At 70.1% G+C, this 21,489-nt stretch carries 18 protein-coding genes and 1 pseudogene; 13 read left to right on the top strand and 6 right to left on the bottom strand.

Going from position 1 to position 21,489, the window contains the following annotated elements; all coding sequences use genetic code 11:
• Positions 1-50: 50 nt before the first annotated feature.
• Positions 51-1,049, bottom strand: a complete 999-nt coding sequence (locus tag ABGB18_RS13900; RefSeq protein ID WP_347695884.1) for a histidine kinase — start codon at positions 1,047-1,049, stop codon at positions 51-53.
• 294 nt (positions 1,050-1,343) lie between these two features.
• Between ABGB18_RS13900 and ABGB18_RS13895 the strand changes: the two genes are divergently transcribed.
• The 4 genes from ABGB18_RS13895 to ABGB18_RS13880 all read left to right on the top strand — a co-directional run bounded on the left by ABGB18_RS13895 (position 1,344) and on the right by ABGB18_RS13880 (position 7,339).
• Positions 1,344-2,312 (top strand): aldo/keto reductase, encoded by a 969-nt coding sequence (locus ABGB18_RS13895; RefSeq protein WP_347695883.1) that lies wholly within the window; start codon positions 1,344-1,346, stop codon positions 2,310-2,312.
• Positions 2,313-2,463: 151 nt separating this feature from the next.
• Positions 2,464-4,143: a DNA polymerase/3'-5' exonuclease PolX gene (gene polX / locus ABGB18_RS13890; RefSeq protein WP_347695882.1), complete on the top strand. Its 1,680-nt coding sequence runs from the start codon at positions 2,464-2,466 to the stop codon at positions 4,141-4,143.
• A gap of 441 nt (positions 4,144-4,584) precedes the next feature.
• Positions 4,585-5,631, top strand: a complete 1,047-nt coding sequence (locus ABGB18_RS13885; RefSeq protein ID WP_347695881.1) for a sulfite oxidase — start codon at positions 4,585-4,587, stop codon at positions 5,629-5,631.
• A gap of 142 nt (positions 5,632-5,773) precedes the next feature.
• A complete protein-coding gene (locus tag ABGB18_RS13880; RefSeq protein WP_347695880.1) occupies positions 5,774-7,339 on the top strand; it encodes a wax ester/triacylglycerol synthase family O-acyltransferase in 1,566 nt (521 codons plus the stop codon).
• On the opposite strand, the gene ABGB18_RS13875 is transcribed toward ABGB18_RS13880, so the two are convergent.
• On the bottom strand, positions 7,277-7,585 hold the full coding sequence (locus ABGB18_RS13875; RefSeq protein ID WP_347695879.1) for a hypothetical protein: 309 nt from the start codon (positions 7,583-7,585) through the stop codon (positions 7,277-7,279). The two genes, ABGB18_RS13880 and ABGB18_RS13875, sit on opposite strands and share 63 nt — an antisense overlap.
• A 154-nt stretch (positions 7,586-7,739) precedes the next feature.
• On the opposite strand from ABGB18_RS13875, the gene ABGB18_RS13870 reads away from it, so the two are divergent.
• Both ABGB18_RS13870 and ABGB18_RS13865 read left to right on the top strand, forming a co-directional pair.
• Positions 7,740-8,315 (top strand): TetR/AcrR family transcriptional regulator, encoded by a 576-nt coding sequence (locus ABGB18_RS13870; RefSeq protein ID WP_347695878.1) that lies wholly within the window; start codon positions 7,740-7,742, stop codon positions 8,313-8,315.
• Positions 8,312-9,832, top strand: coding sequence for an MFS transporter (locus ABGB18_RS13865; RefSeq protein WP_347695877.1), 1,521 nt, complete (start codon positions 8,312-8,314; stop codon positions 9,830-9,832). Before ABGB18_RS13870 ends, ABGB18_RS13865 begins: the two co-directional genes overlap by 4 nt.
• A 53-nt stretch (positions 9,833-9,885) precedes the next feature.
• On the opposite strand, the gene ABGB18_RS13860 is transcribed toward ABGB18_RS13865, so the two are convergent.
• A complete protein-coding gene (locus ABGB18_RS13860; protein WP_347695876.1) occupies positions 9,886-10,311 on the bottom strand; it encodes a helix-turn-helix domain-containing protein in 426 nt (141 codons plus the stop codon).
• Between the two features lie 132 nt (positions 10,312-10,443).
• Here ABGB18_RS13860 and ABGB18_RS13855 point away from each other — a divergent pair.
• A pseudogene (locus tag ABGB18_RS13855) lies at positions 10,444-10,776 on the top strand (STAS domain-containing protein); the annotation flags it as partial.
• A gap of 200 nt (positions 10,777-10,976) precedes the next feature.
• Here ABGB18_RS13855 and ABGB18_RS13850 read toward each other — a convergent pair.
• Together ABGB18_RS13850 and ABGB18_RS13845 are read right to left on the bottom strand one after the other, a co-directional pair.
• Positions 10,977-11,906 carry an aldo/keto reductase gene (locus ABGB18_RS13850; protein ID WP_347695875.1) on the bottom strand — a complete coding sequence of 310 codons (930 nt, stop codon included), beginning with the start codon at positions 11,904-11,906 and terminating at the stop codon, positions 10,977-10,979.
• A gap of 49 nt (positions 11,907-11,955) precedes the next feature.
• Positions 11,956-12,966, bottom strand: a complete 1,011-nt coding sequence (locus ABGB18_RS13845) for a polyprenyl synthetase family protein (protein ID WP_347695874.1) — start codon at positions 12,964-12,966, stop codon at positions 11,956-11,958.
• Between the two features lie 599 nt (positions 12,967-13,565).
• Here ABGB18_RS13845 and ABGB18_RS13840 point away from each other — a divergent pair.
• Both ABGB18_RS13840 and ABGB18_RS13835 read left to right on the top strand, forming a co-directional pair.
• A complete protein-coding gene (locus ABGB18_RS13840) occupies positions 13,566-14,942 on the top strand; it encodes a cytochrome P450 (protein WP_347695873.1) in 1,377 nt (458 codons plus the stop codon).
• On the top strand, positions 14,939-16,519 hold the full coding sequence (locus ABGB18_RS13835) for a prenyltransferase/squalene oxidase repeat-containing protein (RefSeq protein WP_347695872.1): 1,581 nt from the start codon (positions 14,939-14,941) through the stop codon (positions 16,517-16,519). The genes ABGB18_RS13840 and ABGB18_RS13835 overlap by 4 nt, the downstream gene beginning before the upstream one ends.
• Here ABGB18_RS13835 and ABGB18_RS13830 read toward each other — a convergent pair.
• Positions 16,516-17,550 carry a terpene synthase family protein gene (locus ABGB18_RS13830; protein ID WP_347695871.1) on the bottom strand — a complete coding sequence of 345 codons (1,035 nt, stop codon included), beginning with the start codon at positions 17,548-17,550 and terminating at the stop codon, positions 16,516-16,518. The genes ABGB18_RS13835 and ABGB18_RS13830 overlap by 4 nt on opposite strands.
• Positions 17,551-17,738: 188 nt before the next feature.
• Between ABGB18_RS13830 and ABGB18_RS13825 the strand changes: the two genes are divergently transcribed.
• From ABGB18_RS13825 to ABGB18_RS13810, 4 genes are read left to right on the top strand one after another with little or no spacing between them, the layout of a single operon-like run.
• A complete protein-coding gene (locus tag ABGB18_RS13825) occupies positions 17,739-20,075 on the top strand; it encodes a nitrate- and nitrite sensing domain-containing protein (protein ID WP_347695870.1) in 2,337 nt (778 codons plus the stop codon).
• Positions 20,072-20,485 carry a roadblock/LC7 domain-containing protein gene (locus tag ABGB18_RS13820; RefSeq protein ID WP_347695869.1) on the top strand — a complete coding sequence of 138 codons (414 nt, stop codon included), beginning with the start codon at positions 20,072-20,074 and terminating at the stop codon, positions 20,483-20,485. Before ABGB18_RS13825 ends, ABGB18_RS13820 begins: the two co-directional genes overlap by 4 nt.
• A 32-nt stretch (positions 20,486-20,517) precedes the next feature.
• Positions 20,518-20,859 carry a DUF742 domain-containing protein gene (locus ABGB18_RS13815; protein ID WP_347695868.1) on the top strand — a complete coding sequence of 114 codons (342 nt, stop codon included), beginning with the start codon at positions 20,518-20,520 and terminating at the stop codon, positions 20,857-20,859.
• The gene (locus tag ABGB18_RS13810; RefSeq protein WP_347695867.1) at positions 20,840-21,427 is read left to right on the top strand and encodes an ATP/GTP-binding protein; all 588 of its coding nucleotides are present in this window, start codon (positions 20,840-20,842) and stop codon (positions 21,425-21,427) included. Before ABGB18_RS13815 ends, ABGB18_RS13810 begins: the two co-directional genes overlap by 20 nt.
• Positions 21,428-21,489: the final 62 nt, after the last annotated feature.

The raw sequence follows: 21,489 nt of genomic DNA, 5'->3' as shown, positions 1-21,489 counted from the left end.
CGGCTATTTAATAGGCATTGGTGTGTTCTACACAATTGACCGGGTGCCGATTATTTCTTTTGTGGGACGTACACGGTGAAAGTGAACTGGCCGGAGCGCGACGAGGTGGCCTCCAGCCAGCCCCCCAGGCCGGACACGCGCTCGGCCAGGTTGAGCAGGCCCTGGCCGGCGTCGCCGGGGCGGCGTGGGGGGCGTACGCCGTCGTTCCTGATGGACAGGCGTACGAGCTGGTCACGTTCGAGCAGGTGGATCGAGCACTGGCGGGCCTCGGCGTGCCGCAGGACGTTGGTGACGCCCTCACGCAGGGCGTGGGTGAGCGCCTCCTCCACCTCCGGCGGTAACTCGCGGCAGGCCATCTTGATCTGGCAGCGGACGCGTACCGACTCCAGCAGCGAGCGCGCCGAGCCCAGTTCGGCCGCCAGCGAGGAGCTGCGCAGGCCGTGCGCGACCGCCCTGACGTCGGCGGACAGGTTGGTGAGCAGCACCAGCATCTCGCTCACCTCGGCCCTGGCGCGTTCGTCGCCCTCGGCGACCAGCCGCTGCAGCAACTGCGTCTTCAGCACCAGCACGGTGAGCCGGTGCCCGACCAGGTCGTGCAGGTCGCGAGTGAAACGGCGGCGCTCCAGCGCGACCGCCTTGCGCATCACCTCGGTACGCGCCTCCCCCAGCAACCGGGCCCGCCTGGCCAGCGTCACCAGCGCGTATTCGACCAGGCCGACCAGCGGGCCGACGATCGCCCAGCCCGCGTGGATCTTCGACTGGTCCGGTGCGAACAGCAGGACGGGTCCGCACGCCAGCGCCAGCGCCACCAGCACGATGGAGCGGATCCGGCCCGCCGTCACCAGCAGCGCCCCCGCCAGCAGCCCGCACACAGGAGTCCACGCCGCCCCGAACACGGTGATCGGCAGGTACGTCAGCCACGCCTGCACCGCCACGATCCACCACGACCCCGCCAGGATGAACTTGACGTGCAGCGCCAGCAGGACGAGCAGCGTCACCGTCCCCTCGACCGCCGGCCCCGCCCTGGCCAGCTCCACCACGACCGGCACCGACAGCGTGATGAGCCCCGCCGCCAGACCGATGCCGCCCGCCCAGAAAGGTGAGGAGAAATCATGAAATTTGGAACGCGCCCGAGACAGAAGATTGCGCTCTCTACCCTCCACCCCACCCCCGTCCGCGCCCGGGCCGGCAGGCCCCGCCGAGCCTTCAGCGCCCCTACGCTGCCCTGTTCCTCCATAATCGACCCGATCCGTACGGCCGTGTAAGGGCGATGCCGCTTTTGGACAGCCATGACTGCCCGTGGAGTCCGCAGTGAACCGGTCCAACGGCCTAGTGTGAGGGTCATGGAATACACGCGGCTTGGTAAGACGGGCCTGAAGGTCTCGCGGATCTGCCTCGGCATGATGAGCTACGGCGATCCCGGCAGCCAGGAATGGGCATTGACGCAGGACGCGGCCGAGCCGATCGTCCGCAGGGCCGCCGACGCGGGGGTGACGTTCTTCGACACCGCCGACGTCTACAGCAAGGGCGTGAGCGAGGTCGTGACCGGCAGTCTGCTGCGGGGCATCTTCCCCCGGCGGGAGGACTACGTGCTGGCCACCAAGGTGCACGGGGTGATGGGCGAGGGGGCCAACGACCGGGGGCTGTCGCGCAAGCACATCCACGCCGCCATCGACGCCTCGCTCCAGCGGCTCGGCACCGACCACGTGGACCTCTACCAGATCCACCGGTGGGACAACGAGACACCCATCGAGGAGACCATGGAGGCGCTGCACGATGTGGTCAAGGCGGGCAAGGCCCGCTACATCGGCGCTTCGACCATGTGGGCCTGGCAGTTCGCCAAGGCGCAGCACGTGGCCGAGCGGCACGGGTGGACGAAGTTCGTCGCGATGCAGAACCACTATAACCTCCTCTACCGAGAGGAGGAGCGCGAGATGCTCCCGCTCTGCGCCGACCAGGGGGTGGGCTTGATCCCGTGGAGCCCGCTGGCCCGTGGCGTGCTGGCCCGGGCGGACACGACGGCCACCACCACCAGGGCGGGGTCGGACCCGCGCATCGACTTCCTGTACGACCCGGAGAACGACAAGCTGATCCTCGACCAGGTGGCGCACGTGGCCCGTGAGCGCGGCCTGCCGGCCGCCCAGGTCGCGCTGGCCTGGCTGCTCCACCAGCCGGGCGTCGACGCGCCGATCGTGGGGGCCACCAAGGACCGGCACGTGGACGACGCGGTGGCCGCCGTGTCGGTGTCGCTGTCGGCCGAGGAGCTGGACTTCCTCGGGGCTCCGTACCGGCCGCGCGAGGTGCGCTTCTGAGTCCGGCCGCCGCCGTCACCCGATCCGTGCCGTGCCCGGCCGCCCGCTCCGGCGGCCGGGCACGGTCGTCGGGGGCGGTCGTCGGGGGCGGTCGTCGGGGGCGTGATCGTCAGGGCGGTGATTGTCGGGGGCGGGCCCTAGGGTATGGGGCATGCGGGCAAATGAGGAGGCGGCGGCGGCGCTGCAGGAATACGCGGAGCTGTTCGCGCTCTGCGGTGGCGACGCCTTCCGCGTGCGGAGCTACCAGAAGGCGGCCAAGGCGATCGCCGGGTTCCCCGAGGACATCTCGGCCGTCGACGTGCGCGGCGTCCCCGGCGTGGGCGAGGCCATCGCCAAGAAGATGGAGGAGTTCCTGCAGCGCGGGAGTTTCCGTCAGCTCGACGACCTGCGGGGCCGGGTGCCGGAGGGCGTGCGCAGGCTGACGCGGGTGCCGACGCTGGGGCCGAAGACGGCGATCATGCTGTTCGAGGACTTCGGCATCGACTCCCCGGCGGCGCTGAGCGAGGCGATCACCGCAGGTCGCCTCGACGGCGTCAAGGGCCTCGGCCCCAAGACCCTGGCCAACCTGGCCAAGGGCGTCGAGCAGCTTGAGCAGTCCGGCCGCCGTGTGCACATCGGCGTCGCCATGTCGCTGGCCGAGCAGGTGATCGGGTCGCTGAAGGCCGAGCGGATCGCCTACGCGGGGTCGCTGCGGCGGATGAAGGACACGATCGGCGACATCGACATCCTCGCCGTGGCGCCGGAGTCCATCATGGACGACTTCCGCGCCCAGTCCTACGTCGCCGAGATCATCGCGGCGGGCGAGAAGAAGACCTCGGTCCGCACCAAGGCCGGCATCCAGGTGGACCTGCGCGTGGTGCCGGCCGAGTCGTGGGGCGCGGCCATGCAGTACTTCACCGGCTCCAAGGAGCACAACGTCACCATCCGGGAGATGGCGGTGAAGAAGGGCTGGAAGCTGTCCGAATACGGGCTTTTCGAGGGCGACCGGGTGATCGCCGCCGAGTCCGAGGAGGACATCTACGCCGCGCTCGGCATGCAGTTCGTGCCGCCGCCGATGCGGGAGGACGGCGGAGAGGTCAAGGCGGCGCTGCGGGGCGAGTTGCCGGTCCTGGTGGAGCTGGCCGATCTCAAGGGCGACCTGCACACCCACACCAACCTGACGGACGGCGTCGCCTCGCTGGCCGACATGGTGGCGGCCGGTCACGCCCGGGGCTACTCCTACTACGCGGTCACCGACCACGCGCCCGATCTGACGATGCAGCGGATGACCCTGGAGAAGGCGCTGGAGCAGCGGGCCCAGGTGTCCGAGTTGCAGCGCGACTATCCCGGCATGCGGCTGCTCCACGGCACCGAGCTCAACATCGCTCCCGACGGGTCGGTGGACTGGCCCGCTGAGGTGCTGCGGGAGTTCGACGTGTGCGTGGCCTCGGTGCACTCGCACTTCACGATGTCACGGGACGAGATGACCCGCCGCTTCATCACCGCCTGCGAAAACCCCTACGTCGACATCATCGGCCACCCCACGACCCGCAAGATCGGCAAGCGGGCCGTCGTCGACGCCGACTGGGACGCGATCTTCCGCGTGGCGGCCAGGACGGGCACCGCGATGGAGATCGACTCCTTCCCCGACCGCTCCGACCTCCCGTCGGACCTGGTGCGCCTGGCCAAGCACCACGGCGTCAAGTTCTCGATCGACAGCGACTCACACGCGGTCCCGCACCTGGACAACCAGCGCTTCGGCGTGGGCATCGCCCAGCGAGCCTGGCTGACCACGGACGACGTGATCAACACCTGGCCCCTCGACCGCCTCCTCGGCTTCCTGGGCCGCTAACGCCTGGACGACCTGCGGGCCGGGGGCGTTCCGGGGATGAGAGTACGGCGCGAACGCTGACCATGGGCTCCATCGCAGGCTCGGCTGTGGGGTTCCACTGCGGTGCGCGCCTACCGGCCTGCCTGCCGCTGCCGCACCACATGCCCCGCCGGCCGGCCCCGCCCATTGAGGGAAGGCCATAACTCACGAAAAAGCCTGACCCGGACCGGCACGGTCACCGGATGGGCCCCCTGGTGTGCGCCCCACCGCCCCGCGCACCACCCCTCACGCGAAGGCTGTCGTTCGGGTGCGTTCTCCGAGGTCGAGGGAAGGTTAGAGGAGGGCGGCGGGTGGAACGTTCCGCGTCGGATCGGCGGGAGTTGGCGATGAGCGTCGCGAGAGTGGGCCGGGAGGAGATTAAATGGTTTCCAGGTAGGAAATAGGTATTGTGGAGGTGGGACCATGAAGCAGGCCGTGGTGACGATCTTGAAGCCGTTGCCCGACCATCTGTTCCTGGTGCGCGACACCAACGCCGAGATGCGCTGGGAGGCCATGGCGGGGCAGGGGTACCACACTCCGAACGACCGATTCTTCGTGCGAAACCACACCTCCACCCCGCTCATCGACGCCGCCACCTGGCGGCTGCGGGTGCACGGCGCCGGGGTGCGATGTCCGCGCGAGTTCGGATACGAGGAGCTGCTGGCCATGCCGTCCCGGACGCTCGACGTGGCGATCGAGTGCGCCGGGAACGGGCGGCGGTTCTACGGGACCCAGCAGCACGACCCCGTGCCCGGGACGCAGTGGGGTCTCGGGGGCATCGGGGTGGCGCGGTGGCGCGGGGTGCCGCTGAAACACCTGCTCAAGGAGGTCGGGCTGCTTCCCGGCGCCGTGGACGTGCTGGCGACCGGGCTGGACGCGCCGTTCGAGGACCACGGGCACGTACGCCGCCCGCTACCGGTCGGCAAGGCGATGGACGACGTCCTGGTGGCCTACGAGATGAACGGCGAGCGCCTGCCCCCCGACCACGGTTTTCCGGTGCGGCTGGTGGTGCCGGGATGGGTGGGAATTGCGTCCATCAAATGGCTCGGCGAGCTGGAAGTCGCCACCGAGGATGTGCACACCCCGTGGAACACGGTCTTTTACCCGGACATCACCACGCAGCCGGTGAAGAGCGCTTTCGAGCTCCCCTGGAATGCCCGCCTGCCCGCCCGGGGACTGCACGTCCTGCGCGGGCGGTCATGGTCCGGCCAGGGCCGGATCGTCCGGGTCGAGGTCAGCCTTGACGGCGGCACGACCTGGCGCGAGGCCGAGCATCATGGGCGACACCTGGTCAGCGCCTGGCTCCCGTGGCACGTCAGCTGGGCGCCGCGCCGCACGGGACCACGGCTGCTCATGGCGCGGGCCACCGACGAGACCGGCGCCACCCAACCCCCGAGCACGCCCCGTCATCCCTTCGGCTACCGGTTCGACGCCGTCGTGCAGCACCCCATTCAGCTCGTCAATGGATAGGTAATTGTCACCGATCCCGACTGAGCTGCGCATTTACTAAACAGTGGTCCGGCGCACCCGAATTCATCTGGAAGACTTTCGCGGAAACGTTCTGGAAATGCCCTTGTGTGATGCTCCCCGCATCACCGCAAAAGGAGAGCAGATGCGCCAGTTGACCGCACTCGACGCCCAGTTCCTCAATGTCGAATCGGCCACCACCGCAGCGCACGTCGCCGGACTGGCCATTCTCGGCCCCGCGGCCGGCACCGTCGACCGGGCCGCGCTGGCGAAGCTCCTGCTCGACCGGGTCCACCTGTCCCCCGCGCTCAGCCTGCGGCTGGCCGAGGTGCCGCTGGGGCTGGACCACCCCTACTGGGCGCCCGACCCCGGCTTCGACATCGACAACCACCTGTTCGAGATGACGTTGCCCGCGCCGGGCGACGACCAGCTGCTGGCCGAGGCGGTGGCCGAGCTGCACGCCCGCCGGCTCGACCGGGCTCACCCGCTGTGGGAGACGCACCTGATCAACGGGCTGGCGGGCGGCAGGGTGGCCGTGTACACGAAGGTGCACCATGCCGCGATCGACGGCGTCTCCGGCGCGGAGACCCTCGCCACGCTGCTCGACCTCACCCCCGACGGCAACATCCCCGCACCGGCAGGCAAGGGTCCCGCATCCGACGGCGACGGCCCCGTACGGACCGGCAAGGGTTCCGTGCGCGACGGCGGCGGCCCCGTACGGACCGGTGATGGAGAGGTGGGGAGCGGGGCGCCCGGGCTGGCCGAGATGCTGGCCGGGGCCGCCGTGCGGACGGCGACGCACCCCGTGCGCGCCCTGCAGTCCGTGGTCAGGGCCGCGGAGGACCTGGACGCCATCCCCCTGGCGGCCACCATCCCAGGGGCGCGGCTGATCGCCAGGGCCGCCCGCCTGGTGGCCCGCGACCGGCACCAGCGCCCCGAGCTGCCCAGCCTCGCCGTCCCGCGCACCCCGCTCAACGGCCCGATCAGCGCCCGCCGCCGCCTGTCCTTCGACTCGCTCCCCCTCTCCGACGTCAGGCGGGTCGCCAGGACCAACGGCATCAGCGTCAACGACGTCGTGATGACCCTGTGCGCCTCGGCCCTGCGCTCGTGGCTGCGCGAGCGCGACGCCCTGCCGGCGGCGCCGCTGGTCGCGGCCGTCCCGGTCGCCGTCCGTACGTCCGCGGCCAGGGACCTGGCCGGCAACCAGCTCTCCGCCATGGTCGCCCCCGTGCCCACGAACGTCCCCGACCCCAGGGAGCGCCTGCGGGCCGTCGGCACCGCCATGGGCCAGGCCAAGCGGCGGTTCGCGCTGGCCCCGGCGACGTGGCCGAGCGAGCTGTGCTCGATGCTGCCCGCCCCGGTCACCAGCCTGGTCACGCCGGCCATCTTCCGGCTGGCGGCGCTGGCGTTCCCGCCGATCAACCTGATCATCAGCAACGTGCCGGGCCCGCAGTTCCCCCTGTACATGTGCGGCGGCAGGGTGCTGGCGTACTATCCGCTGTCCGTCCTGACAGACATGAGCGGCGGCCTGAACATCACCTGCTTCTCCTACGACGGCCGGCTCGACTTCGGCATCGTGGCCTGCCCCGAGCGCGTGGACGACGTGTGGGGGCTCCTCGGCCACCTGCGCACGGCGCTCGACGAGCTGCTAGACGAGCGCGTGGGCGATGAGCTCCGCGACCGCGTCGGGGTCGATCTGGTGGCCGGTTAGCTGGCAGAGGTTTTCCTGGTAGATCAGCACGGCGGCGAACATGGCCGCGGCCACCTCCAGCCGCGCGGCGTCTCCCCGCGCGCCGGGCAGCGCCAGCCCCAGCGCGAACCTGGCGCGTGCGACCAGCTCGCCGTTGAGGCGCCCGAGCCGCTCCTTGACGGCGATCGGGGTGGCCGCGTAGCCGCCGCCCGCGAACAGCTCCTCCGCCGCGTCCAGGATGCGCGTGCGCGCGTCACTGATCACCACAGCTCGCACCCTAGCCGACCTGCGGCTTCTCCGCCATGCCGGGAAAGCGAGACCCCTCTCCCCGCCCCCGTGGCGAAGACCGGAGCCGCCCGGCGGGTGAGTCAATGATGTATTGTATGAGACAGATTTGTCTCAAACGATACGGAGTTGTCGGATGTCGATGAGCCGTGAGCAGATCATGACCGCGGCGATCCAGCACCTCAACGAGAACCCGGCCGCCTCCATGGCCCAGCTCGCCGAGGCGGTCGGGATCAGCCGGGCGACCTTGCACCGCCAGTTCAGCAGCCGCGAGGAGCTGATGGTCGCCCTCGGCCACCGCGCGCACGAGCAATGGGACCGGGCCCAGGTGAACGCCGGCATGGCCGAGGCGACCACGTCGGCCGACCCGCAGGTGATCGGCAAGGCCATGCACACCCTGCTGCTGGGCCTCATCGAGGTGGCCGACGAATACGGGTTCGGCCTGACGGAAACCGCCATGGCGTTCCACCCCGAACTGAAGGACCGCTCGGACGAGCTGGAGGAGCGCGAGGTCGCGTTCTACGCCGCCGCCCAGCGCGCCGGCCTGCTCCGCGCCGACCTGCCGGTCCGCTGGGTCAGCAACGCCGTGTACGGCCTGCTCGTGACCGTGCGGGAGAGCCTGAGGCGCGGCGACGTGGCCCGCCGGGACGTGCCCCGGCTGCTCCTGACCACGTTCCTGCGGGGCGCCGGACCCCGGGAGGGGAGCTCATGACGATCACCACCGCACCCGTTCCGGCGCGGCACCGCTGGGCCGGACTGGTCGTGCTGTCGGCCAGCGTGCTGGTCGTGGTCATGGACATGACCGTGCTCAACGTCGCCCTGCCGGCCATGTCCGAGGACCTGCGGCCGGACTCGGTCGCGCTGCTGTGGATGGTGGACGCGTACTCGCTGGTGGTCTCCGGGCTGCTGGTCACGGTCAGCGCGCTGGGCGACCGGTGGGGTCGCAAGCGGATGCTGCTGAGCGGGTTCGCGGTGTTCGGGCTGGCCTCGCTGGCGGTGCTGGCGGCCGACAGCGCGCCGGAGGTGATCGCCGTACGGGCGCTGCTCGGGGTGGGCGGCGCGATGATCATGCCGTCCACGCTGTCCATGATCCGCAATCTGTTCACCGACCCCGCCGAACGCGCCAGGGCACTGGGCGTCTGGGCGGCGATGGCCGCGGTGGGGGCGGCGCTGGGGCCGATCCTGGGCGGGTTCCTGCTGGAGCACTTCACCTGGCGCTCGGCCTTCCTGGTGAACGTGCCCGTCATGGTGGTCGCGACGGTCGCCGGCCTCCTCCTGCTGCCGGAGTCCAGAAGCCCGCGGGCGGGCCGCTGGGACGCCCTGGGCCCGGTGCTGTCGATGGTCGGCATGGTGGCGCTGACGTACGCGGTCAAGTCCTTCGGCAAGCACGGCCTCTCCTCCCCCGCCGCCCTGGCCACCACCGCGGTGGCGGCGCTGGCGCTGGGCTGGTTCGTGGTGCGGTGCCTGCGCAGGCCGGATCCGCTGCTGGAGATCAGGCTCTTCCGCAGCGGCTCGTTCTCCGCCGGGGTGGTGACGGCGCTGACCACGTCGATCGCGATGGCGGCGGTGTTGCTGCTGCTGGCCCAGTGGATGCAGCTCGTACGGGGGGACTCTCCGCTGTGGGCGGGCGTCCTGCTGCTGCCCGCCGCGCTGGCCGCTCTCGTCTCCTCCCCGCTGGCCCCGGTGCTGGCGGCCCGGATCGGCGCCCGCGCGGTGCTGGCGGGCGGCCTGGCGGTGACCGGGCTCGGGTTCCTGGCGCTGCTGCTCGCGCCCGAGCCGCTGGGCTACGGCCCGGTCGCGGTCGCCCTGCTGCTCATCGGCACCGGGAACGGCGCGCTCGCCATCGCCTCCGCGGCCATCATGTCGGGTACGCCCGCCGCGAAGTCCGGCAGCGCGGCGGCCATCGAGGAGACCAGCTACGAGGTGGGCGCGGCGCTGGGCGTGGCCGTCCTGGGCAGCCTGGCGGCCGCCGTCTACCGCGCCGAGCTGGACTACACCGGCGCGGCCGCCGGCGCGGCCCGCGAGTCCCTGGGCGGGGCTGTAGACGTGGCCAGGGAGCTGGGGCCGGCCGGCGGGCGGTTGCTGGAGCAGGCCAAGGCGGCCTTCACCGACTCGCTGGTCTTAACCGGCGGCGCGGGCGCCCTGCTGATGCTGGCCGGGGCCGTGACGGTGTGGCTGCTGACCCCCCGCGACCTCGACGTCTCCTCGACCGGCGCCGACCACCACTGAGCACCGGCCACTGAACACCGGCCGCTGAACACCGGGCACCGGGCACCGGGCGGCTACAGGTGCTCGGTGCCGGCGACCCGGGCGATCCTGGCCAGCCGGGCCAGGCCGGGCCGGGCGAGCACCTCCCTGATGTCGTGCAGCGCGATGATCAGCTCCTCGACGCCGTCCAGGGGCATGTCCGGCTCCCTGTTGAGCAGGATCCCCCGGTATTCCTCCTGGGAGACGGCCCGGCGGGGAAGCTCGATCCGGTCGTCCTCCGCGCGGAACAGCACGGGAACGGAGGTGTCGAGGGCCAGCGCGAGAGCGGCCAGCTCCGCCGCCGTGAACAGCCGCCGGCCGCGCTCGGCCTGGTGGACGGCCTGCCTGCTCCAGGGCCTGTCCAGGTAACGCCCGAGGGCCTCCCCCAGCTCGGTCAGTGACAGCCGCCGCTCGGTCCGCAAACGCGCGATCTGCCGTCCGATGGCCTCTTCGACCCGCATTACTCATCCCTCATTCATGTCATTCTACACAATGACGGCGAAAGCCATCGATTGACGGGATGCTGTTTTATGAAGTAGCGTAAATGGGCATATTTCTCTGTCAATGCAACTAATGACAAGGTGAGGGGTGAAATGCGAGATATCGAGGTAGAGGTGATCGGCCCGGTGGGCGACTGCGCCGTGATCACGGTCGCCGGCGAGATCGACGTGTTCACCGCTCCCCAGCTCCGCGAGCACGTGCTCGACCTCGCGGCCAAAGGCGTCGTGCACATCGTCGCGGACATGAGCGCCGTGGAGTTCCTCGACTCGACCGGGCTCGGGGTGCTCGTCGGCGGCCTGAAGCGGCTGCGCATGCACGACGGTTCGCTCGCTCTCGCGAGGACCACGGACCGCATCCAGCGCATACTCCGGATCACGGGGCTGAACGCCGTGTTCCCCGGCAACCCCTCGGTGGCGGCCGCCATCGAGACCAACCCACATTGGGTACGCACGGTGGAGCGCAAGGCGGTCACCGTCGAGGAGTGGTGCCGCCAGAACGGCCTGGCCTGACCCCGGCGGCGTGACCCGACCCCCGCGCGTCCGGTGGATGGGCGCGGGGCCGGGCATCGCTGTTCCCCGGGGTCAGGGACAGGGGACCTCGTCCAGGAAGGCGAGCCGGGCGGGGGTCAGGGACGGGAGGCCTCGTCCAGGAGCGCGAGCTGGGCCGGGGTCAGGGACAGCGCGGCGGAGGTCATGAGCGCCTCCAGTTGCCGCACGTCGCGCGCGCTGGCGAGCGGCGCCGCGACCGTCGGCTGGGCGGCGACCCAGGCCAGCGCCACCGACGCCGGCTCGGCATCGTGCTCGGCCGCCACCTTGGCCAGCGCCTCCAGCGTCCGGGGCCCGTGCTCGGTCGTGAGGTACTGGGCGGCCTGCCCGGCCCGCGGGCTGTCGACGTCCACTCCCGGAGCGTACTTGCCGGTCAGGAAGCCACGGGCCAGCCCGAAGTACGGCGTACTGGACAGCCCTTCCCCGGCCACGACGTCCCGCAGGTCACCCTCGTACCCCCGCTCCACCAGGTTGTACGGCTGCTGCAACGCCACATACTTGACCAGCCCCTCCGCGCCGGAGATCCCCAGCGCCTCCGCCAGCCGGTCCGCGCCGTAGTTGGAGGCCCCGACGTGGCGGACCTTGCCCTCCCGCACCAGCGCGTCGAACGTGCTCAGCGTCTCCACCAGCGGGGTGTCGCGATCGTCCACATGAGCCCAGTAAAGGTCGATGTAGTCGGTACGCAACCGCCGCAACGAGTCCTCGACCGCCGCCCGGATGGTGGCCGGAGCCAGCCCCTTCCGCCCTTCCAGCGCGCCGACCTTGGTGGCCAGCACGATGGACTCGCGGTTGCCGCGCTCCGCCATCCACTCACCGATGATGATCTCGGACGTCGACTCCCCGGTCGCCCAGTACGGGTACACGTCCGCCGTGTCGAGGAAGTTCCCGCCGCCCTCGACGTAGGCGTCCAGGATCGCGAACGCGGTCTCCTTGCCGGCCGTCCAGCCGAAGACGTTCGTGCCGAGCGCCAGCGGGAAAACGGACAGATCCGTCGTGCCAATTGATCGCATCCCCCTATTATCGGCGGACCCGAAAAGCCAGTGGTCACAGGCCCCTATCTCAGGCGACCCGGTGCACCAGGGAGTCGCACAACCCCCGCAGGTCCGCGGCCCCGGGCAGGCACTCGTCCATGACCCGCAGCGCCGCCGCCAGGTGCCGATCCGCCATGGCCTGCGCCACCGCCCGGCCGCCCGCGTCCGCCACGAGGCCGGCCGCCCGCCGGGCCGAGTCGTCGTCCGCGACGCCCGCGGCGAGCACGGCGGACAGCTCCCGAGCCTCGGGGCCGCCCGCGGCCAGGGCCGCCAGCACCGGGAGCGTCTTCTTGTCGCGGCGCAGATCGCTGTGCACGGGCTTGCCCGTGAGACCGGGATCCCCCCAGATGCCGAGCATGTCGTCCACGACCTGGAAGGCCACGCCCAGGTCCCGCCCCATGTCCCACATCCGGTCCGCCAGCTCTGGCGCGCCGCCCAGCACCACTCCCACGGCCGCGGCGGCCCCCAGCAGCCCGCCGGTCTTGCCCGCGACCATCGCGGTGTACTCCTCCACGGTGACCCGGCCGGCCCCGTGCCAGGGCCGCTCCTCGAACGCCATGTCCGCCGTCTGCCCCTGCACCAGGTCGACCAGGGCCGCCGACAGGTATTTCATCGCCTCGGGCCGCTCGGCCAGCCGGCTGACCGCCAGGGCCAGCAGGGCGTCGCCGGCCACCAGCGCGGGCCCCACCCCGTAGGCCTTCCACAGCGCCTCACGGTGCCTGCGGCGCTCGTCGTTGTCCACGATGTCGTCGTGCACCAGCGAGAACGCGTGCACCAGCTCCACCGCCACGGCCCCGGGCAGCGCCGACTCCGCAGTGCCGCCCACCGCCTCCGCGCCGAGCATGGTGATGGCGGGCCGCAGGCCCTTGCCGCCGTCGCCGCCGTACGGCCGGCCGTCGGTGTCCGACCAGCCCAGCGCAAACGCGACCATCCTGCCGCCCCAGGGATGCAGCACTGAGACCGCCTCGCGGAGGGCGGGCTCGAGCAGACTACGGCAGCGTGCGAGCACACCGCCGTCCGGCGCATAGCTGAGGTTCACTAGGTGCTCCTACCCCCGTACGATCTTGAATCTACATGCACAAGCATGTGATACTCCACCCAATGGTTGACCCTTGTCGGGAAATATCCGTCGCCTGAGACGGATACCGTGGGCGATGGAGGACTAACCCGTGGCGATCAGCGCCGCCCCCACCAGATCACATCCATTGCCCTCGAACCCTCACCGGCCGGACCGCCTTCGCCGTCATGTTCGAGCAGATCAACACGGACCTCGCCACCCATCCGGCGTCTCGGACGAGGGCCGGGCCGTGAGCGAAGTCACGGCCGGCGCCTCCCGGCCGCCGCCCACACGGCGCCGGACGATGCCGCGGCACGGCCGGCCGTCGGACAGCGGATCCGAGCAACTGTACGCGCGGGCGACCGAAACCTCGTGAGCCAGTGAGCCGTATCCGCGCTTGGCCCGGACGGACCCCGACACCGGGTACGAGCCGATACCGGCAGCCGTCATCTCTTCGCAAGCCAACCAAAGACCCGATCCCCATGACAAGCGGACTATCACGCAAAAACCGCGCATATCGCTACAAATATCTCAACAGCTGACAACCAACAAAAGAATCATCAGGATCGGGGATCGTCGCCATGCCGCACGCCACGGGCACCTCCGTGACCAGGCCGAAAGTCGTGCCCTTCCATCAGGCCGTCTCTCGGCTCTATCGAAACCCAGTCACCGAGCTGGCCAGACTGGGCACAGAGGCAGGAGGTCGGCTCGTCCGCCTCAACCTCGGCCCCTTCCGTCCTTACCTGGTCTCGCATCCCGACCACGTCGAGCAGGTACTCAAGACGAATTGGTCCCACTTCGGCCGCGAGGGTATGTTCTGGCGGCCAGTGCATCGCCTGACCGGCAACAGCATCCTCGGCGACGGCGAGAGCTGGGGGGTCGCCAGGAAGGTCCTCGCGCCGCTCTTCACCCCGAAGTACGCGAGATCTCTGGCCGAGGACATGGCCGACATGATCGATGAGTGCGTCTCCGAACTCGACGAATACGCGCGGAGCGGCCGGCCGGTCGACAGTGGCCACCATATGACGATGATCGTCAACCAGACGGTCATCAAGGTCCTGCTGGGCGGCCGGATCTCCAGGGACACCGCCGAACGGCTGGAGCCGGAGTTCGCTACATGCGCCACCTCGGTCGTCTTCCGCCTGCTCGTCCCCTTCGCCCCGTACTCCATCAAGGTGCCCGGCGACCGCGCCTTCCTTGGCGCCGTCAAGGCGATCGACAAGGTCATTTACCCTCTGATCGACCAGGCGGCACACCGCGAGAACGCGCAGACCAAGGACATCATCTCGGCTCTGCTCACGGCCAGACGCGATGAGGAGGGCAGGCCGGACTTCCGGCAGATCCGCGACGATCTGGTGAGCGTCTACGGTGCGGCCTCCGAGACAACGGCGGGGACGCTCACCTGGATGTGGTCGGCGCTGAACGAGCATCCCGACGTCTACGCCCGGCTGCGGGACGAGATCCACCGCGTGGTGGGCGACGAGCCGGTGCGGCCGGCCCACCTCGCTCAGCTTCCTTACCTCCACATGGTCCAGCAGGAGGTCATGCGCGTGCACCCGGCGGCATGGATCATCCCCCGGCAGGCGGTCGTGGACACGGAGGTCGGCGGCGTCCCGATCAAGGCCGGCTCGCAGATACTGATCAGCCCGTTCGCCACTCACCAACTGCCGGAGTTCTGGGACCGTCCGCAGGAGTTCGACCCGGAGCGCTGGGCGGAGGAAAAGGGCGAGCACCAGCACCGCTACGCGTACATTCCGTTCGGCGCCGGCCCGCACATCTGCATCGGCCAGCACGTGTTCCAGGTGCTGGCTCCCCTGGTGACCGCCAATCTGCTGAGCAGGTACGAGCCCGTGCTGACCAACCCCCAGAAACTCACGCCCCTGGCGGGCATCTCCGCCCGGCCGAAGGAGAAGCTCATGCTGCGGCTGATGCCGATCGAACGGAACCGTGCAGCGTGAGCCACGGGAAGACCACCGTCGGCGATCCGGTCGACATCGCCGCGGCCGCCGGCGAACTGGTCGCGAGCCTCATGCTGAGACCATGGGGGCAGGTGTCACCGTCGGTCTACGAGACCGGCCGGCTGGTCTCGTTCGCACCTTGGCTGACCGGCCATCAGGAGCGAATCGACTTCCTGATCCGCACACAGCACCGGGACGGCTCCTGGGGCGCGCCCGACGGGTTCGGGCTGGTGCCGACCTTGAGCGCCACTGAGGGGATCCTGTCCGCGCTGACGCGCGGGGACGCCGGTACGGACCGCCATCGGCTCGGGCACACCGTGCGACGCGGCCTGCGCGGGCTGGCCGACTGGCTGAGCCGCCGTCTCGAACTCCCGGACATGCCGGCGATAGAGCACATCGTGCCTTCGCTCGTGGCCCTCATCAACCGGCGGTGCGAGGGCATCGAGGGCATCGAGGGCCTCGGGGGCCACGCGCCCCTGCCACTGCCCGAGGGGATGAGCTACGACACCCTCCACCTGGTCAGATCGTGGATCAAGTCGGGGGCGGAGATCCCGGAGAAGCTGCTCCATGCGCTGGAGATCGCCGGCGAGGAGGCCGCCGGAGCCCCCGGCATCCGGCCCACGGTCATCGGAACCATCGGCGCCTCGCCCGCGGCGACCGCCGCCTGGCTGGGCGAGCGGGCCGCGGCCGACGCGGGCGAGCCGGCGCGCGAGCACCTCGAGGCGGTCGTCCGCCTGCACGGTGGCCCGGTGCCCGTCGGGCTCCCGATCACCGTGTTCGAGCGCACCTGGGTGTTGAGCTGCCTGGTCCGCGCGGGCGTGCCCGTCGACGTGCCGCCCGAGATGGTGGCCGACATCAGGGCGGCCATCGCGCCCGCCGGCACGCCCGCGGGATACGGGCTGCCGCCCGACGCCGACACCACATCAATGGCGCTGTACACGCTGGCGCTGCTGGGCTCGCCGTACGAGCCGGACAGCCTGTGGCGGTTCCGCACCGGAGTGCACTTCTCCACCTGGCCGGGAGAACAAGGCACCTCGGTCAGCGTCAACGCGCACGTGCTGGACGCTTTCGGCCAGTACGTGGCCCGCAAGCCCACCGCCGCACCGCGCTACCAAGAAGCCATCGCCGACCTGGCTGCCTGGATTCGGGACCAGCAGCGACCGGACGGATGCTGGAGCGACCGGTGGCATGCGTCCCCTTACTACGCCACCGTCAGCTGCGCGCTGGCGCTGGACGCCTTCGGCGGGAGTGCCTCGGAGCAGGCGGTGCGGGCGGCCGCCGAGTGGGTCCTGCGTACCCAGCGTGAAGACGGATCCTGGGGCCGTTGGCAGGGCACGACGGAGGAGACCGCATATGCGATGCAGACCCTGCTGCTCACCCAGGGGCGGACCGATCCGCGGCGCCTATCTGCCGCCGATCGGGGATATGACCATATGACGCGTTCGACGGGCCGAGAACATCCCCCGCTCTGGCTGGACAAGGACCTGTACGTGCCGCTCGCGGTGGCCCGCGCCGCGGTGATCGCCTCGTCGCACCTCGCCCGGCAGGCGCGGGTGCCTGACAGCGTCTCTCCCTAGTCGGCCCGATGCGTCTCCACGTCCTTGGCCAATTCCTGAACGGTGTACGCGTGCGTGTCCCTGGACCTGTACCAGGCGCCGTTGAACGACACGCATCTGTGCTGGCCTTCAGCGATGCCCGCCAGCTCGCCAGGCAGATCGGCGAGCGCGGCCGCGAACTCCGCGTTGAGGTCGGCCACCTGTGCGGAAACCCGCTCGACCGCCGCCTCCGTGCTCATGCCGCCGTGTTCCAGGATGAGGACGGAGTTCGGCTTGCCCTCGCGCCTTTCCCGTTCGAAGGTTCTGATGTCGTTGGCCAACCGCATACATGCGGCACCGAGGAGAGTGGCTTGCTCCATCGACTCCCAGTGACCGGCGTCGGCGGGGACCGGTCCGCGGATCCCCAGGGCGGCTGCCCACCACGTGGGGTACAGGATGGTGGGAGCACCGTTGGCCAGATATCGCCCGTAGTCCGGCCAGGGCTCGCCACCGGTGGCCCAGGCGCGTTCAAGTGCCATGGCAGCACCGGCCAGCTCGAGCTGCCGCAGCAGGTTGGGCGTGTGAACGGCGGCGCCCGGGTGCCCGCGGAAGCGGTCGCACCACCCGCTCCAGGCGTGCAGGACCTGCCCTCTGACGTCTGCGGCATCGACCTCTGGCTGCGCGCCCGCGAGAACGGCCCCGATGCTCTCGAAGAACGCGCCCACCTCATGGTCGGACCAGTCCCCGGCGATGCCGTCGGCGACGTCGTCCATACCGAACAAGATCATGGTCAGCGCGCCGAGATCGGCGATCTGGTCCCGTCGCGCTCCGGGGAAGGTGGCCGAGGCCGTCAAACAGCTGTAGGCCAGGCGGCTGGCCGCGCTGTCGCCGTCAGCGAAGAGGATTGGGTAGGGGCGCAGAAGCTGTGCCGCCTCCGGCACGGCGTCCAGCGCGGCGGCCAGGACACCACTCCGATTTTGTTGGGGCACGCCGGCGAGTTGGTGCGACGCCTTGAGCAAGCGATCCGCGAGGTCATTCCGGATGCCGAAGTACGCGAAGCTGGGGTCGTTCACCAGCGAAGGATACCCATCGTAACCCATTTTTGACTAAGTCAGTCAAAAATGGGATATTTGTGGCCAAAGGGTTTACCGTTGCTTGAGGGCCCTTTGTGCCTGCGCTACAGTTTCGTGACCGACACCGTCTGTGGCCGTTGCGTGGCCCGGTGTCAGCACTCCATAAAGACATTTACAGGGTGGGTGTAATGGGCTTCCGCAATACGCGGCTGCGGACCAAAGTCACGGCTCTGCTACTCTCCCTGGCAGCGCTGTGGGTTTTCGCGGCATGGGTCACCCTCCGCGAGGGCATCAACCTTCTCTGGGTCAGCCAGCTCAACGACAGCGTGATCGCCCCCAGTGAGCCCCTGCTCGTCGATCTCCAGAGCGAGCGCCGATTCTCGGCCGTCCAGTTGAGCAACAGAGGGATGCAAGGGCACAAGGAGCTGGAAAGCCACCGCAAGAACACCGACACGCGCATCTCCACCTTCAAGGATGAGGCAGGCGCCGCCATCGTCGGATGGGCGATGGATGACGAGGCGGCCGCGAGGCTCGACGACGTGTTCAAGCGGCTCGACATGCTCAAGCAGACCCGGCAGGCCATCGACCGGGGCCGCATGAACCAGATCCAGGCGACAGGCGCTTACAGCGACGTCATCGACTCCATCTACGGCCTCTACGGCTCGGTGGCGACCCTCGACGACAAGACCCTCGCCAAGGACGTCCGCACGCTCGTTTCCCTGAGCAGGGCGCGAGAACTCCTCACCAGGGAAGACGCCATGCTCTCCGGAGCGCTCGCCGACGAGGGTGGCCTGACCCCATTCGAGCATGCGCAGTTCACCCAGACCGTGGGTGCCTGGCACGTCATCGCCGACCAGGCCGGGGCAGAGCTGTCCGGCCTGGACCGGGGCGAGTACGACAAACTGATCAAAAGCCAGTCGTTCACGCGCCTCACGGACCTGGAGAAGCTGGTCGCGGAAGAGGACCCGGGCAGCGGGGGCCTGCCCTTCAGCGCCGCCACCTGGAGGTCGGCGACCGATCGCGCACTCGCCGACTACAACGCCATGGTGCTGGCCGCCGGAGACCGCGTGGTGGACCGGTCGACACCGGTCGCCGTCGGCGTCATCGTCCGGCTGGTCCTGGCCGGCGGTCTCGGCCTCCTCGCGGTCATCGCCTCGATCGTCCTGTCCATCACCACGGCCCGCTCCCTGTTCGCCCAGCTTCAGAAGCTGCGCGACGCCGCCCACGAGCTGTCGGACGACCGGCTGCCCGGCGTGGTCGAGCGCATCGGCCATGGCGAGGAGGTGAACCTGGCCAAGGAAGTACCCGCGCTGGACTTCGGTGACGACGAGATCGGCCAGGTGGGCCAGGCGTTCAACGCCGTGCAGCGCACCGCGATCGGCGTCGCCGCCGAGCAGGCGGAGCTGCGCCGCAGCATCCGCGACATCCTGCTCAGCCTGGCCCGCCGGACCCAGGGTCTGGTCCACCGGCAGCTCACCGTGCTCGACGTGATGGAGCGCCGCGAGACCGACCCCGAGGAGCTGAAGGAGCTCTTCCGGCTGGACCACCTGGCCATCCGCATGCGGCGCAACGCCGAGAACCTCATCGTCCTGTCCGGCTCGGCCCCCGCCCGTACGTGGCGGCGCTCGGTCCCCATGGTCGACGTGGTCCGCGGCGCGCTGGCCGAGGTCGAGGACTACACCCGCGTCACGCTCATGCCGATGGGTGAGGTGGTGCTCATCGGCCGGGCCGTCGGTGACGTCATCCACCTGCTCGCCGAGGTGATCGAGAACGCCGTGTCGTTCTCCCCGCCGTACACGAACGTGCAGGTCAGCGGCCAGCTCGTGGCCAACGGATACGTGATCGAGATCGAGGACCGGGGCCTCGGCATGAAGCCCGAGGACCTCGACGCGGCCAACGCGCGCATCGCCGACCCGCCCGAGTTCCGCATCACGGGCACCGCCCGCCTGGGCCTCTACGTGGTCAGCCAGCTCGCCAAGCGGCACGACATCCAGGTGGTGCTCAAGGCCTCTCCCTACGGCGGCACCACGGTCGTGGTGCTGCTGCCGCAGGAGATCGTACAGCTCGATCCCACGCCCGGGCCCCAGGAGGGCGACGGCCAGGAGCGGCTGCCGCGCAGGCAGGCGGGGGTGGCCACGGCGACGCGGCAGGCCCCGGCGGAGAACGTACGCACGCTCAAGCCGCCCCGCCCCGCTCCGCCCCCCGCCCCCGCGCCGCGCCCCCCGGCACCGCCGGTCGCCGAGCGCGAGCCCAAGACCCCGACCAACCAGCCGCCAGCGGAACCGGAGCAGCAGTCTGTGGCCGAGTTCACGCCGTCAGGACTACCACTCCGAGTGCCTCAGGCCAACCTGGCCCCAGCGCTGCGTGACGACACGCCCACGCAGCCCGACCTGGAGGAGGACGATGACGAGCGTTCCCCGGAGGAGATCCGCGCGATGATGGGATCTCTGCAGTCAGGCACCCGTCTTGGCCGCTCGCAGGCGGCCAAGATGATGGACGAGCAGTCCGGAGGTGGTAACGCATGAGTCCCTCCGCGGGCACGGACCTCAACTGGCTGCTCGACGACCTGGTCAACCGCATCAACGAGGCCCAGCACGCCATCGTGCTGTCCTCGGACGGCCTGCTCATGGCCTCGTCCGCCGGGCTGCAGCGGACCGACGGCGAGCACCTGTCCGCCGTCGCCTCCGGCCTGCAGAGCCTGGCCAAGGGCGTCTCGGACCACGTCTCCGGCGGCGCCGTGCGGCAGACGGTCGTGGAGTGGAAGAACCAGTTCCTCATCGTGACCACGGCGGGCGAGCGGGCCTGCCTGGCGGTGCTGTGCGCGCAGAACGCCGACATCGGGCTGATCGCGTACGAGATGGCGATGATGGTCGCCCGGGTGGGCCAGTACCTCACCTCGGGAGCTCGTAACGAGGCCGTCAGGAGCGACCGGTGAGAGGCCAGGAAGAGCCCGGCCACGAGCACTGGGTGGATCCGGAGATCATCCGGCCCTATGTGGTGACCCGGGGCCGGACCCAGCCGGCGCACGGCAGGTTCGACCTGATCTCCATGGCCCTGGCGGTGGGACCGCCGCCGGGGCCGGATGCCGGGCTGGATCCGGAGCACATCCGGATCCTCAAGCTCTGCCGTGAGCCGAAGTCCGTCGCCGAGATCGCCGCTTATCTCAATCTGCCGGCCGGCACGATCCGGGTGCTGCTCGGCGACCTGTTCGACCGCGAACTTGTCTCTGCCCAGGAACCACAAGCCGAGGTGGACATGCACGATATGAATTTGTACAGGGCGGTGCTCGATGGCCTTCGCTCGCTCTGAGCGCCCGCGCCTGCCGACGGCGATCAAGATCCTGGTCGCCGGCGGCTTCGGCGCGGGCAAGACGACGATGGTCGGCGCGGTGTCCGAGACCCGGCCGCTGCGCACCGAGGAGGTCCTGACCGACCGCGGGATCGGCGTCGACGACGTCTCCTCGGTGGAGGCCAAGCGCACCACCACCGTGGCGATGGACTTCGGCCGGATCACCCTGGGCAACGACTACGTCCTGTACCTGTTCGGGACGCCGGGCCAGGAGCGGTTCTGGTTCGTGTGGGACGAGCTGGCGGAGGGCTCGCTGGGCGCCGTCATCCTGGCGGACACGCGGCGGCTGGCGGACTGCTTCCCGTCGGTGGACTATTTCGAGCGGCGCGGCACGCCGTTCGTGGTGGCGGTCAACTGCTTCGAGGGCGCTCCCACGTTCGAGCTGGACGAGGTCCGCCTGGCCCTCCAGCTCAACCCCTCGATCCCGATCATTCTGTGCGACGCCAGGAAGCGCGATTCGAGCCGGGAGGTTCTGATCGCCCTGGTCAAGCACTCGGCCCGGCTCCGCGCGGAACCGGTCGGCAGCTAGGGCGCCCGGGCGGCGAGCAAGGTCCTCTCGCCAGGACGCCGCCCTGGATCCCGGCGAGCAGG

It is taken from the genome of Nonomuraea sp. B12E4 (genome assembly GCF_039871825.1).
Classification (GTDB): domain Bacteria; phylum Actinomycetota; class Actinomycetes; order Streptosporangiales; family Streptosporangiaceae; genus Nonomuraea.
Note: the sequence above shows the minus strand (reverse complement) of the source record. Positions and strands in the feature narration are given on the sequence as shown.

Excerpts from the sequence above, each read along its gene's own strand:
- polX (WP_347695882.1), top strand. The coding sequence starts at position 2,464 with ATGCGGGCAAATGAGGAGGCGGCGGCGGCGCTGCAGGAATACGCGGAG.
- ABGB18_RS13880 (WP_347695880.1), top strand. The coding sequence starts at position 5,774 with ATGCGCCAGTTGACCGCACTCGACGCCCAGTTCCTCAATGTCGAATCG.
- ABGB18_RS13885 (WP_347695881.1), top strand. The coding sequence starts at position 4,585 with ATGAAGCAGGCCGTGGTGACGATCTTGAAGCCGTTGCCCGACCATCTG.
- ABGB18_RS13810 (WP_347695867.1), top strand. The coding sequence starts at position 20,840 with ATGGCCTTCGCTCGCTCTGAGCGCCCGCGCCTGCCGACGGCGATCAAG.
- ABGB18_RS13865 (WP_347695877.1), top strand. The coding sequence starts at position 8,312 with ATGACGATCACCACCGCACCCGTTCCGGCGCGGCACCGCTGGGCCGGA.
- ABGB18_RS13820 (WP_347695869.1), top strand. The coding sequence starts at position 20,072 with ATGAGTCCCTCCGCGGGCACGGACCTCAACTGGCTGCTCGACGACCTG.
- ABGB18_RS13850 (WP_347695875.1), bottom strand. The coding sequence starts at position 11,906 with ATGCGATCAATTGGCACGACGGATCTGTCCGTTTTCCCGCTGGCGCTC.
- ABGB18_RS13895 (WP_347695883.1), top strand. The coding sequence starts at position 1,344 with ATGGAATACACGCGGCTTGGTAAGACGGGCCTGAAGGTCTCGCGGATC.
- ABGB18_RS13840 (WP_347695873.1), top strand. The coding sequence starts at position 13,566 with ATGCCGCACGCCACGGGCACCTCCGTGACCAGGCCGAAAGTCGTGCCC.
- ABGB18_RS13870 (WP_347695878.1), top strand. The coding sequence starts at position 7,740 with ATGTCGATGAGCCGTGAGCAGATCATGACCGCGGCGATCCAGCACCTC.
- ABGB18_RS13825 (WP_347695870.1), top strand. The coding sequence starts at position 17,739 with ATGGGCTTCCGCAATACGCGGCTGCGGACCAAAGTCACGGCTCTGCTA.
- ABGB18_RS13860 (WP_347695876.1), bottom strand. The coding sequence starts at position 10,311 with ATGCGGGTCGAAGAGGCCATCGGACGGCAGATCGCGCGTTTGCGGACC.